The organism is Yoonia maricola, assembly GCF_002797915.1.
GTDB classification, from domain to species: Bacteria; Pseudomonadota; Alphaproteobacteria; order Rhodobacterales; family Rhodobacteraceae; genus Yoonia; species Yoonia maricola.
Map to the genome: position 1 here is coordinate 1,576,691 of NZ_PGTY01000001.1, position 12,520 is coordinate 1,589,210.

Annotated in this window: 15 protein-coding genes; 14 read left to right on the top strand and 1 reads right to left on the bottom strand. The window is 52.1% G+C overall.

Going from position 1 to position 12,520, the window contains the following annotated elements; all coding sequences use genetic code 11:
* Nucleotides 1-46 precede the first annotated feature (46 nt).
* Genes BC777_RS07965 through BC777_RS07980 form a run of 4 tightly spaced genes read left to right on the top strand, consistent with a single transcriptional unit; the run spans nt 47 to nt 1,898 of the window.
* Nucleotides 47-745 carry a CoA transferase subunit A gene (locus BC777_RS07965; protein ID WP_100367548.1) on the top strand — a complete coding sequence of 233 codons (699 nt, stop codon included), beginning with the start codon at nt 47-49 and terminating at the stop codon, nt 743-745.
* 12 nt (nt 746-757) lie between these two features.
* A complete protein-coding gene (locus BC777_RS07970; protein WP_100367549.1) occupies nt 758-979 on the top strand; it encodes a hypothetical protein in 222 nt (73 codons plus the stop codon).
* 9 nt (nt 980-988) lie between these two features.
* Complete coding sequence (locus BC777_RS07975; protein ID WP_100367550.1) at nt 989-1,615, top strand: 3-oxoacid CoA-transferase subunit B; 627 nt, start codon at nt 989-991, stop codon at nt 1,613-1,615.
* Nucleotides 1,608-1,898 (top strand): GNAT family N-acetyltransferase, encoded by a 291-nt coding sequence (locus BC777_RS07980; protein ID WP_245834204.1) that lies wholly within the window; start codon nt 1,608-1,610, stop codon nt 1,896-1,898. The genes BC777_RS07975 and BC777_RS07980 overlap by 8 nt, the downstream gene beginning before the upstream one ends.
* Here BC777_RS07980 and BC777_RS07985 read toward each other — a convergent pair.
* A complete protein-coding gene (locus BC777_RS07985) occupies nt 1,895-2,731 on the bottom strand; it encodes a lytic transglycosylase domain-containing protein (protein ID WP_375342415.1) in 837 nt (278 codons plus the stop codon). The genes BC777_RS07980 and BC777_RS07985 overlap by 4 nt on opposite strands.
* A gap of 353 nt (nt 2,732-3,084) precedes the next feature.
* On the opposite strand from BC777_RS07985, the gene BC777_RS07990 reads away from it, so the two are divergent.
* The 10 genes from BC777_RS07990 (at nt 3,085) to BC777_RS08035 (ending at nt 12,501) form a co-directional block, all read left to right on the top strand.
* Entirely contained in the window at nt 3,085-3,276 is a 192-nt protein-coding gene (locus BC777_RS07990) for a Flp family type IVb pilin (protein WP_100367551.1), read from the top strand.
* Nucleotides 3,277-3,460: 184 nt separating this feature from the next.
* Complete coding sequence (locus BC777_RS07995) at nt 3,461-3,652, top strand: hypothetical protein (protein ID WP_100367552.1); 192 nt, start codon at nt 3,461-3,463, stop codon at nt 3,650-3,652.
* Nucleotides 3,653-3,931: 279 nt separating this feature from the next.
* The gene (gene cpaB, locus BC777_RS08000; RefSeq protein ID WP_100367553.1) at nt 3,932-4,741 is read left to right on the top strand and encodes a Flp pilus assembly protein CpaB; all 810 of its coding nucleotides are present in this window, start codon (nt 3,932-3,934) and stop codon (nt 4,739-4,741) included.
* A 222-nt stretch (nt 4,742-4,963) separates the two neighbouring features.
* Nucleotides 4,964-6,370, top strand: coding sequence for a type II and III secretion system protein family protein (locus tag BC777_RS08005; RefSeq protein ID WP_100367554.1), 1,407 nt, complete (start codon nt 4,964-4,966; stop codon nt 6,368-6,370).
* Between the two features lie 15 nt (nt 6,371-6,385).
* Nucleotides 6,386-7,036 carry an OmpA family protein gene (locus tag BC777_RS08010; RefSeq protein WP_100367555.1) on the top strand — a complete coding sequence of 217 codons (651 nt, stop codon included), beginning with the start codon at nt 6,386-6,388 and terminating at the stop codon, nt 7,034-7,036.
* Nucleotides 7,037-7,279: 243 nt separating this feature from the next.
* Entirely contained in the window at nt 7,280-8,524 is a 1,245-nt protein-coding gene (locus BC777_RS08015; RefSeq protein ID WP_100367556.1) for a CpaE/TadZ family protein, read from the top strand.
* Nucleotides 8,525-8,622: 98 nt separating this feature from the next.
* On the top strand, nt 8,623-9,996 hold the full coding sequence (locus BC777_RS08020) for a TadA family conjugal transfer-associated ATPase (protein WP_375342416.1): 1,374 nt from the start codon (nt 8,623-8,625) through the stop codon (nt 9,994-9,996).
* Nucleotides 9,997-10,001: 5 nt separating this feature from the next.
* The gene (locus tag BC777_RS08025; RefSeq protein WP_100367558.1) at nt 10,002-10,967 is read left to right on the top strand and encodes a type II secretion system F family protein; all 966 of its coding nucleotides are present in this window, start codon (nt 10,002-10,004) and stop codon (nt 10,965-10,967) included.
* Nucleotides 10,968-10,975: 8 nt separating this feature from the next.
* Nucleotides 10,976-11,941, top strand: coding sequence for a type II secretion system F family protein (locus BC777_RS08030; protein WP_100367559.1), 966 nt, complete (start codon nt 10,976-10,978; stop codon nt 11,939-11,941).
* Nucleotides 11,941-12,501 (top strand): tetratricopeptide repeat protein, encoded by a 561-nt coding sequence (locus BC777_RS08035; RefSeq protein WP_100367560.1) that lies wholly within the window; start codon nt 11,941-11,943, stop codon nt 12,499-12,501. The genes BC777_RS08030 and BC777_RS08035 overlap by 1 nt, the downstream gene beginning before the upstream one ends.
* The last annotated feature ends 19 nt before the right edge of the window (nt 12,502-12,520 follow it).

Genomic DNA, 12,520 nt, shown 5'->3' on the forward strand with positions numbered 1-12,520 from the left:
GCCCGAACGGCACAACATGCCCAAACCACGCCGGAGAGTTTGTGCCATGAAAAAGATTTATCCCACCGCGGCCGCTGCCCTGGATGGGCTATTGCATGACGGTATGTTCATTGCCGCTGGCGGTTTCGGTCTTTGCGGTATTCCTGAATTGCTGCTGGATGCGATCAAGGACGCAGGCACCAAGGACCTGACCTTTGCGTCTAACAATGCGGGCGTTGATGATTTTGGCATCGGCATTCTGTTGCAGACCCGGCAGGTCAAAAAGATGATCAGCTCTTATGTTGGCGAGAATGCTGAATTCATGCGCCAGTATCTGTCTGGTGAGCTGGAGTTGGAATTCAACCCGCAAGGCACTTTGGCCGAGCGCATGCGCGCAGGCGGCTGTGGCATCCCCGGTTTTTATACAAAGACTGGTGTTGGCACTGTTATCGCCGATGGCAAAGAGCACAAAGATTTCAATGGCGAGACTTACATCATGGAAGAAGGTATTTTTGCAGACCTTTCCATCGTGAAGGCTTGGAAAGCGGATGAGACCGGGAACTTGGTGTTCCGCAAAACCGCCCGCAACTTTAACCCCCCAGCCGCCATGTGCGGCAAAACCTGTGTGGTTGAGGTGGAAGAGATCGTGCCGACGGGGTCTCTTGATCCTGATACCATCCATCTTCCGGGTATCTATGTGCATCGTTTGATCCAAGGCGATCATGAAAAGCGGATCGAGCAACGCACCACCCGCCCAGCCGCTTAAGGGGAACCAACGATGTCCGATATCTTGACAGACCACGAAAAAGACACCATCCGCGATTTCCATCATTGGATCGTGGTGGCCCGCCGGATGGTGCACGATAGCTTTACCGGTGACGAAAAAGAATTGCAGCGCCTGACCATGCAAGCTGCGGAAGGTCTGATGATGGACCACCGCCTTGGCGCAATTGAAAGCCAATTGGCAGACATCAAAACCGCACTTAGCGATAAAGAGTAGGATCAGGTTATGCCTTGGGACCGTAATCAAATGGCCGCCCGCGCGGCACAGGAACTGCAGGACGGCTGGTATGTGAATCTTGGGATCGGCATTCCAACCTTGGTGTCGAACTATATTCCAGATGGCATTGAAGTGACCCTACAGTCGGAGAACGGCATGCTGGGCATGGGGCCCTTCCCGATTGAGGGTGAAGAAGACGCAGACCTGATCAATGCTGGCAAGCAGACGATCACCGAATTGCCCCAAACCGCCTATTTCGACAGTGCGCAGTCCTTTGGCATGATCCGTGGCGGCAAAATCGCCATGGCGATCCTTGGCGCAATGGAAGTAGCCGAGAACGGCGATCTGGCCAACTGGATGATCCCCGGCAAGCTCGTGAAAGGTATGGGCGGCGCCATGGATCTGGTTGCTGGTGTTGGTCGTGTCGTTGTTGTGATGGATCACACCAACAAGCATGGCGTTAGTAAGGTGTTGAAAGAATGCACCCTGCCGCTCACTGGCAAGGGCGTTGTGGACCGCATCATCACCAATCTTGGTGTGCTGGACGTCGTTGAAGGTGGTCTAAAGATTGTTGAAACCGCTGATGGTGTCACAAAAGACGAACTGCGCGCCGCGACAGAGGCCGCGATTGTCTGATCTGTCAGTCATGCATGAAGAGGGCGACAAAAAAGGTCGCTATTATGTAGTGCATGCGTCGGGTGAAAGTGAACTGACTTATTCAATCATATCGGCAAAGCAGGTGATCGCAGACCATACACAGGTTGCCAGCGGACATGAAGGCGAAGGTATCGGCCTGATGCTGCTGCGCGAGATGATTGCCGATGCGCGCAGCAAAGGGTTCCAGATTGTCCCGCTTTGCCCGTTTGTGAACGCACAGCGACGCAAACACCCTGAATGGGCCGATGCGTTCTCTGTCTAGCTTCCGTTCACATTGAACACGCAAGCATCGGTGATCAGCTCCGGCGGCGTCTGGCACAATCCCTTGGCCACCTGCCACGCTGCCAGAACCTTGGGAACATAAGCCCGCGTTTCGCGAAATGGCGGCACGCCGTCATGGCGGCGCACATTACCTTCGCCCGCATTATAACCTGCAAGTGCCAACACAGCGTCATTGCCGAAGTGATCCAACAGCCATTCAAGGTACGCCACGCCACCTTTGATGTTCTGCGCAGGATCATTACTGTCCGTCACGCCAAATCGCGCAGCAGTGGCTGGCATCAGTTGCATAAGGCCTTCGGCGCCAGCAGAACTGACCGCGTCAATACGCCCGGCGCTTTCCACCGAAATGACAGCAAGCACCAAAGCGGGCGACACTGATGTCCCGACAGTTTCGATTAATATGTTGCGCCCATGCGCATTCGCAATGTTTTGCAACGCCTGAAGCCGTGGCGTCGGCACACCCTGCCCGGACGGCGGATCGTTCAATTGTGCCATCGCCTGTTGAAAACGCGCAGGGCCCTGCGCTGCGAGGTCGGCGGGCACGCTTGTCCAAAACCACTCAAGACCCGAAGGTTGCGGCACGGCGACTGCAGATGCTGCGGCCGCAGGTTCCGGTTCAGGATCCGCATAAACGGGGCCAAGCCGCGGGGCGTTTGGATCGATCTGCACTGTAATACGATTGCCACTACTCGCTGACGGCACCGGAACGCGTTTAAAGGTAAAATCAGGCTGGAGCCGCTCTACCTCCGCTGTAAGGGGCGACGCGACCAGAATCGCGCCTGCCATCAGCATGCCTGTTAATCTACGACTCATTTTTTGCCTGCTCGTCGCTATTTTGTTCACATTAAGATGGCAGAAAACGGCCTAAATACCAGTTCTTAAAGAACAATTACCACGATTCTGCTGGGATTGAGAGCATTTTGGCAACGTATGGTAGCTAATATGAACAGAGCGTGAATATTTCTTCTTTGTAAAATCAATAACTTAGCATAACAAAGTGCAAATTCAGTGTTTGGGGCGAAAAAAACTGTTTGATGCCAAACTCCCGCCCCATTCCGGTGGCTATATGTCCTCATCCAAGACGGCGTTCGCGTTAGCGTGCTTAAGTAAATTGATGCCGGCGCGGAACGAGAGAAAACCTGCAAATACCCTGAGGAGGGAATATAATGCTTAACTTTATTAAAAACTTCCGTAACGACGAAGACGGTGCCGTAACAGTTGACTTCGTTGTTCTGACAGCTGCAATCGTTGTGCTCGGCCTGGCCGTTGGTACAGCAATCAGCAGTGGTGCTGGTCAGTTGGCCAACGATATCGAAGCCGATCTGCTTAGCCAGTGTTCGAACGGTTCCTGCGACTAATCTACCGTTTTACAACGCTTGAAACAAAGCAGCGCTGCACTTGCTGTGGCGCTGTTTTTTATGAGGCTTTTTACTTCACAGACATAGCGTGGCTGTAGATCATAAGTAGCCCTTTATACATGGCCCCAAATTGTAAAAGGTTGCGAGCTTTTTTACTTGGTGAAGACAATGGCGAGAGATAACCATGAAAAAACTGCTTGAGAATTTTAAAAACGCTGAAGACGGCGCTGTTACAGTTGATTTCGTGGTACTGACTGCCGCAATCTGTTTGCTTGGTGCAATTTGCGTAAATGCGTTTGCCGCTGAACCTGTTCGCATGGCAAACAACATGTCCAATTTTATGGAACAGCAATGTTCCGATGGCACTTGTGACTGAGTTCATTGGCTCATCAAAGTGCAGGCATTGCCGCGCCGACTTTAAAAATATAGAGCGTACTTCACTTCAGAAGGCGTGAGGCCTCTCGTGACCGCGCGTTCGGTACGCGTCCATACTTTTACATCCAGTAAGAATCTGTTTATCGTAACGTCATAATGTTCCCCTGCAGTTACATTTGAGAATTATGTTGCTAAGCAGCTTGAAAAGTATGACGGGCGACGACACAGAGGCTTTGAAAGATCATTCGGTGAGATGATCTAAGAACTAAGGACGTAAGAAATGCGTGCAGTTTTCGGATTGGTGCTTTTAGTTGGTATGGGTCTTGCTGGCTTTGCCGTGTATATGGTTAATCAGTATATGGACACGCAAGCTTCTGCGTTGGAGCGAGAGCGGCAGCGTTCTGCTACCGCTATTACAACAGTGGACATCTATGCCGCCACGCGCGATCTGACTTACGGCGATCTTCTCACTACCGATGATGTTCAGATTATCAAATACGCCAGCGATTATTTGCCCGAAGGCGTCTTTGCCACTGAAGAAGAACTATTTCCAGCAGGTCTGAACACGCCAAGGGTTGTCCGTCTACCCATGACGGTCAATGAACCAATATTGACCAGCAAAGTGACAGAGGCTGGCGCGCCTCAAGGCATTACGGCTTTGCTGGACCAAGGTATGCGCGCATTCCCTTTGTCCGAAGGCGTAACACGAGCATTCTCCAACGACCTTCGGGTTTCTGATCTTATCGATCTGTATTGGGTTGGCCAAGCAGGCGGTCAAAGGATCTCACGACTGGTGAAAACACGCCTAGAAATTATCTCCATGGATCCAAATGTTGTGATTCAGGTGTCACAAGGTGATTTCGCAGATTTACAGGTTCTGCAGTCCGCTGGGTCACTTTCATTGACCCCCGTTGGTCGTGATGACCTCGAAGCAGGCGATCTTACGATTGAAACCAACATCAATGATGTACTTGGTATTGTTGCACCGGTGGTCGTTGAAAGAGAAGAGGTGGTTGCACCTGAGCGTTGTTTCGTGACCCAACGGAGTGGAACCGAACGCGTTCAAGTCGAGATCGAGTGCGCAGAATAAGCTACGGTACCTGTTAATTTCTAAAACCTGCCTGCGCCACGCTAAATCTTGTGTGTGGCGCTTCGTATTCCACACAGATTAGCGAGTGTTGCGCTTTATCCACATTCGCTCTGCCCTCCAAAGCCTTGATTCTTGCAATGAATCTGGAACTGCCCCATGGTCAGCGCATCATGGGCGGGAAGACCCGTTTAAACGAGGCGTGATCGGAGAGGCAGGTCACTTATGAAGTATGACAAATTTTTAAAGGCAGCTATCGCTGGCTTGACGTTGTCGCTAACAGCGGCAGCACCAACTATAGCACCGGCAGAAACGTTGCGCGTCTTGCGCGGCGCGGCGTCCAGTGCATTGAGCGTTCCGATGAGTCGGGCCGTTGTCGTGGAGAGCGATGTGCCCTTCACGGAACTTTCTATCGCGAACCCAGGCATTGCAGACATTTCGTCTTTGTCGGACCGTACAATCTATGTTTTGGGCAAAGAGCCGGGTCGCACCACGCTTACCCTGCTTGGTGAAAATGGACGTTTGATTACAAATGTCGAAATTCACGTATCTCCTGACATGGCAGAGTTCAAAGAGCGTCTGACACAGATCTTGCCAGGCGAAAACATTGAGGTCCGCACAGCCAATGACGGTATCGTTCTGTCAGGTACGGTCAGCTCAATCGCACGGCTTGATCGCGCACTTGATCTGGCTGCACGTTACGCACCTGACCGGGTATCAAACCTGATGACTGTCGGCGGAACACAGCAAGTCATGCTGAAAGTTCGCTTCGCTGAAATGCAACGGTCAGTTAGTAAGGCGCTATCAACTTCGCTGTCTTTCAACGGCACTGGGTTTAATGGCGATGTAGATGTAACCGGCGGTACGCAATCAGGCCTCTTCGGGGGAACACCCTTTGCTGATGCAGATAGTACCGGCGCTACATTGTTCGGTTTCGGTGCCGGTGGTTTGGAAGTTGGCATCTTGCTGGAAGCTCTCGAAACGCGTGGCGTTGTGCGTTCTTTGGCCGAACCGAATTTGACAGCACTCAGCGGTCAGGAAGCTACGTTCCTGGCGGGCGGTGAATACCCTGTACCGGTTTCTAACGAAGATGATGTAATTACTGTTGAATATCGGCCCTTTGGCGTGGAGCTAAGCTTTATTCCACGTGTTGTTGATCAAGATATCATCAATTTGGAGCTATCAGCAGCCGTGTCGGCAATTGATCCTTCAAATGGGTTTACCTCCGGTGGTTTCTCCATTGATGCATTCACGCGTCGCGAAACATCAACAACTGTCGAAATGCGAGACGGTGAAAGCTTTGCCATCGCAGGGCTGTTGTCCGATGATTTTACTGATCTGAACGGCCAAGTGCCTTGGATTGGTGACATTCCTGTACTGGGTGCATTGTTCCGCAGCGCGGAATACTCGCGCAATCAAACGGAGCTGGTGATTATCGTCACACCACATCTTGTGTCACCAACACGTGGTGAAGCGCTAGCGCTGCCAACAGATCGGGTGCGACCACCCACCGAGCAGGGCTTGTTCCTGTTTGGCCAGGTAGCGAGCGAAGGTGGCCCAACCAGTGGTGCCGCAGGCGAAGTGGCACGCCAGGACTTTAGCGGGTCCTATGGCTATGTCCTTGACGAATGATTGGAGCGTAAGTCGATGAAATATGTAATCACAGCGGCCATTGCAGCCGCAACACTCAGCGCCTGTTCGTCAGCGGACCGGCAGGTAGGCGCGGCTTCTTTCTTTACCGAAGCTGGTTCTACTATTGACTCCGGTGATTTTGGCGAAGCCACGATGAACAACCGCCTCGTGCAGACAGGCGCTCAGGACTATACTATTAACCTGGCGCGTCGCTTTGCAGCGGAAGTGAACACAACTGTGAACTTTGCCTTCAATTCAACGGTTCTTGACGCAGACGCACGTAGTACACTGATGCAACAAGCTGATTGGATTCGTCAGTTCCCTGAGGTGCGTTTCAAGGTGTATGGCCACACCGACCTCGTCGGTAGCCAAGGTTATAACCGTTCACTCGGTTTGCGCCGTGCACAAGCAGCCGTAGCGTTCTTGTCCTCACAAGGCATTGATCGCAGCCGTCTGGAAGCCGTCGTTTCCTTCGGTGAGACCCAGCCGCTTGTCGTGACCGACGGTCGCGAGCGTCGCAATCGCCGTACAGTCACAGAAGTAACCGGGTTCGTGCAGAACGATCCGCTGGTTTTAAATGGCAAATATGCCGCGATCATCTTCCGTGACTATGTCGATAGTGCGTCATCGGAAGGCACAGTATCGGCTGACGAACTCGGCGGTTAAAACTGCCCTATTGACGCCGGGTCATCACGACCCGGCGTCAACTTTTGACCAAAGAATGGCAAATCGTAGCAGTTTTCTACACAGTAGCTCTGATTTGGTCCTATTATCGACAAAATTCCCAGTAAAGTTTGGATGTATGAGTAACTTGCCGCAGAGATGTGGGCAAACCAGTGTGATATGCTAGGCTGGCTGTTATTTATGGCGCATATTGAACGTAATTAACCTGATGGGGACATCGAAGACATGAATACGAGCCCGGTCGTCCAAAGCGATCCTCCACAGATTGTTGCATGCACGATCAGCCGTGATGTGCAAAATTTCGATCTGCTGATCGAAGACATGGAAGCGGCCCTTGGCGACGCATGGGGCGATCTGGGGTTTGACGACGCCGCCGCTTTCCTTGGTCAACCAGATGCCAAAGGCTTGCAGTTCGTCACCATTGCGATGGATGCAGAGGATGAAGACAATCTGGTCGGCATCTCAAATGTGATCAGCGCGGCCAAGGAGGCAAACATCAAGGTGATTCTCATCGCCGAAGACGTCAGCCCCACCGCATTGCACCAGCTTTTACGCGAAGGCGGCGACGAATTTGTCCCCTACCCTCTGCCAGAAAATGAGCTGGCACGCGCCATTGAGCGTGTGCTGACGAAAGAAGAGCCGCAAATGCCGCAAGGCGGCGATAGGGGTTTTAAGGCAACCGGTGACCGCGCTGGTGTTGTCATTCCCGTTCACGGCATAGCAGGAGGCACAGGTGCCTCAATGATGGCTGTTAACCTTGCGTGGGAACTTGCGAATATTGAAGCTGAAGAGCCACCCAAGGTCTGTTTGCTTGATCTTGATTTCCAGTTTGGTTCGGCCTCTACATATCTTGATCTTCCGCGCCGCGAAGCCGTTTTGGAATTGCTGACGGACACCGCCACGATGGATGGTGAATCGTTCATGCAGGCCATGCTGACCTACGGCGACAAAATGCATGTTTTGACAGCGCCGACAGACATGATCCCACTGGATATGATCACACCGGAAGATATTTCCAGAGTGATTGAAATGGCGAGCAGCCACTTTGACTATGTGATCATTGATATGCCGTCCACGATGGTTGAATGGTCCCAGACTGTTCTTGAAATGGCGCATGTTTACTTTGCCATGATTGAGCTGGATATGCGGTCTGCGCAGAATACGCTACGTTTGAAGCGCGCACTCCAGTCCGAAGATCTGCCATTCGAGAAAATCCGTTTTGTGCTGAACCGCGCCCCCGGTTTTACCGATATGAACGGGAAAAGCCGCGTGAAACGTCTGTCGGACAATTTGGGTATCTCAATCGAGGTGCAACTGCCAGATGGCGGGAAGCCGGTCATGCAGGCCGCCGACCACGGGGCACCAATGTCTGAAACAATTGCCAAAAATGCCCTTCGCAAGGAAATTCTAAAACTTGCGAAGTCTATTCATGAAGTGAACGAAGCCGATGCTGCCGAAGCACGTGCTTAAGAGGTAACGCCATGTTTTCAAAATATAAAAAACCAAGTCTACCAAGCGACGCAAGCAATGCTGCCCCTGCTGCGTCTTCTAAAATTGATGCGGCGGTCATGGCTGCGGCCAAACCAGAGGAACCCCGCGCGCAGCTTGTAAAAGCAGCACCCGCGCGTCGTTCGGCAGAAGTTGCGCCTATGGACAAAGACAAACGCCGCAAAGAGCGCTTGGGCGAAATCAAGCTTGAGCTGCACAAGGCACTTTTGGACAACCTCAACCTTGCTGCGCTGGATAGCGCGTCCGAACAAGAGCTACGCACGGAAATCAACGCGATTGCCAACGAAACCCTCGAAGATATGGGTATCGTCCTGAACCGCGACGAGCGGCAAACCTTGAGCCAGGACTTGTTCTTTGAAGTCACGGGTCTCGGCCCTCTTGAAACGCTTCTTAAAGACGATACCGTGAACGATATCTTGGTGAATGGACCACAGCAGATCTTTGTGGAACGGGACGGTAACCTAGAACTTACAGACATCACCTTTAAAGACGAACGCCACCTGTTGCGCATCATCGACAAGATCGTGTCTGCCGTGGGTCGTCGCGTCGATGAATCAAACCCATATGTCGATGCGCGCTTGGCCGATGGATCGCGTTTCAACGCGATGGTACCGCCGATTGCGGTGGACGGGTCGCTCGTTTCTATTCGTAAGTTTAAGAAAGATAAGCTCGGCATTGAGGAACTGGTCAAGTTTGGTGCTTTCACCGAAGAAATGGCCGCCTATTTGCAAGCTGCCTGCTCCACCCGCCTGAACGTCATCGTGTCCGGCGGTACGGGTTCTGGTAAAACAACAACACTAAACGCCCTGTCGGGTTTCATTGACGATGATGAACGCATCCTGACGATTGAGGATACGGCGGAACTTCAGCTGCAACAGACACACGTTGGTCGGATGGAAAGCCGTCCACCAAATGTGGAAGGTCGCGGTGGTGTTTCCCAACGCGATTGCCTGAAAAACGCCCTGCGTATGCGCCCTGACCGCATTATTGTGGGTGAGACGCGTGGCGAAGAAGTAATCGATATGTTGCAGGCCATGAACACCGGCCATGATGGATCTATGACAACAATCCACGCCAACAGCGCCCGTGACGCAGTATCGCGTCTGGAAAACATGATTGCGATGGCTGGTATCGAAATGCCGATCAAAGCGATGCGGAGCCAAATTTCGTCAGCTGTGAACCTGATTGTTCAAGCCTCGCGTCTACAGGATGGCTCACGTCGTATGACTTCAATCACCGAAGTGACGGGTATGGAAGGTGATGTGATTTCTATGCAGGAAATCTTCCGCTATCAGCGTGTCGGCCTGACGCCGGACAACAAAATCATCGGTCACTTTACGGCGACCGGTGTACGCAGCCACTTCTCGGAGCGTTTCAAGCTTTGGGGCTATGACTTGCCACCTGCCATCTTCGAACCGATGGTCGCGGAGTAAATCAGATGATTTCAGTTGAACCCCTCATTTATGTCCTGATCTTTGTCGCCGTTCTGGCGCTGGTGCAGGGTGCCTACCTTGTCATATTTGGCAAATCCATCAGCATGGACGGCAAGGTAAACCGCCGTTTGGATATGCTTGATAAGGGTGGTAATCGCGAACAGGTGCTTGAACAACTCCGGAAGGAAATGACACAGCACATGAAGTCGCAAAGCATTCCGATCTATTCGCTGCTGGCGGATCGGGCGCAAAAAGCGAACATTGTGTTTACGCCGGTACAGCTCATCATCATGATGGCGGTGCTAAGTGTTGTCTCTTTCGGGTTGCTGACAGTGCTGACCGGAGTTGGCGTGCCAATTCGTATTCTTGTCGCCGCGTTAATGGGGATTGGGAGCGTTTATGTCTGGGTCAATGGTAGAGCCAAGAAGCGTATGAACATGCTGGCAGAACAACTGCCCGAAGCGGTCGAACTCATGGTACGGTCACTACGTGTTGGGCACCCGTTTTCCTCTGCGATCGGTATTGTGGCACGTGAAGTCCCCGATCCGCTCGGCACTGAAATGGGTATGATTTCAGACGAAGCAGCCTATGGCCGGGACATGGGCGAAACACTTAAATCAATGGCAGAGCGGCTGGATAATCAGGACATGCGCTTTCTTGCTGTTGCGGTGACCATTCAACAAACATCCGGTGGGAACTTGGCGGAAATCCTTGATGGTCTGGCGAAAGTGATCCGAGCGCGGTTTCGTTTGTTCCGCCGTGTTGCCGCGATTACCGCCGAGGCAAAGTGGTCCGGCAATCTTTTGTCCGCCTTTCCGATTGTCGCCCTAATGGGTATTAATCTGGTGAAACCAGACTATTATGATGATGTCATGGAAAGTCCGCTGTTTATCCCGGCGGTTCTGATTGTTGTCGCATTTCTGGTTGTGAACCTGCTGGTTATGCGCGCATTGGTCGATATCAAGGTCTAGGGGGCGATATGGAAAACATTCAGACAATGATTACCGATGTTCTGGGGCCATTTGGACCTTTGATGATCGTCGGCCTCCTTGGCATCTTTTTGATTTTAATAACGCTTCCAGTGTTATTGAAAAAAGAAGTAGACCCGCTTGACAAGATCAAGGCAGCCGGCGGCGCGACAAAGGCTGACAGGTCGAAGGACAAAAAGCTTCGCTCAGCGACTAACAAAGACAAACTTGAAAAGTACTCTAACTTTCTCGAACCACAGAACGCGGATGAGTACTCTGCGGTCAAACTGAAACTGGTACAGGCGGGTTATCGTAGCAACAATGCCGTTCGCATTTACCACTTCCTTCAGTTTGCTATGGGCATTTTTGGTCTTTTATGCGGCGGCGCGTATTCTATCGTCCAGATGTCAGGTACCGCAGAAGTTACGACGCAGCAATTGGTGATGTGGATCATGATCCCCGGTGCTGTAGGCTATGTTCTGCCAAAGTACTGGGTCACACGCCGTCAGCAAATGCGTCAAGAGGCGCTCGAAAACGCATTCCCAGACAGCCTTGATATGATGTTGGTCTGTGTTGAGGCTGGTCAGTCGCTTGATCAATCAATCATCCGTGTTGCACGCGAGCTGAAATCAGGTTTCCCTGAACTGGCGGAAGAGTTTGAAGTTGTCAGTCAGGAAGCCAAGGCCGGTAAGGACAAAAATACGGTGCTGAAGGACATGTCTGACCGCTGCGGCGTGCCGGACATCGCAAGCTTTGTAACGGTTCTGGTACAGTCGTCGCAATTTGGTACATCAATTGCCGATGCGTTGCGGGTCTATTCCTCTGAAATGCGTGACAAGCGGGTCATGCGCGCTGAGGAAAAAGCAAACAAACTGCCAACAAAAATGACACTTGCCACGATGATGCTGACGGTGCCACCTCTGATGGCTATGCTAATCGGCCCATCTATCTACGCGATTATTACCAGCCTAGGTTGATGATGATCCGGCCCGTCCTTATTGGCTTTCTGCTGCTTTCTATGGCCGCCTGCACTTCAGGCGGCCTTAATCGTTCATCGGATGGTGTCTTTGCGCCCGGTGTCGCACGCGGAGAAAGCGCAGACGGGCTCATCGTGGGGCATCGCCTGATGGCCGTTGGCGAATACGAACTGGCGCTGAAAGCTTATAATCGTGCGGCGGCAGATCAAGGACTGAACGTGGATACGATGTCAGCTATCGGATCTGCAAACCTAAACCTTGGCCGCCTTGGCCAAGCCGAACGCTGGATGCGTCTTGCTGTTGAAGAAGACCCGACATTCCCCCCAGCATGGAACAATTTGGGCGTCATTCTGATGGAACGGGGCGAAATCGGCGAAGCGAGTGAGGTTTTTCGACGCGCATTTGCCGCAGATAGCGGAAATTCAGACGAAATTCGTGACAATTTACGCTTAGCACTCGCAAAATTGGAAAATCCGGGCAATACTGCCGAACAAGAAAATCAGAACTTTAATCTGATCCGGCGCGGTGCAGGCGATTTTGTATTGATGTCGGACCTATAGGCAAGAGCAGCAAAAAGGA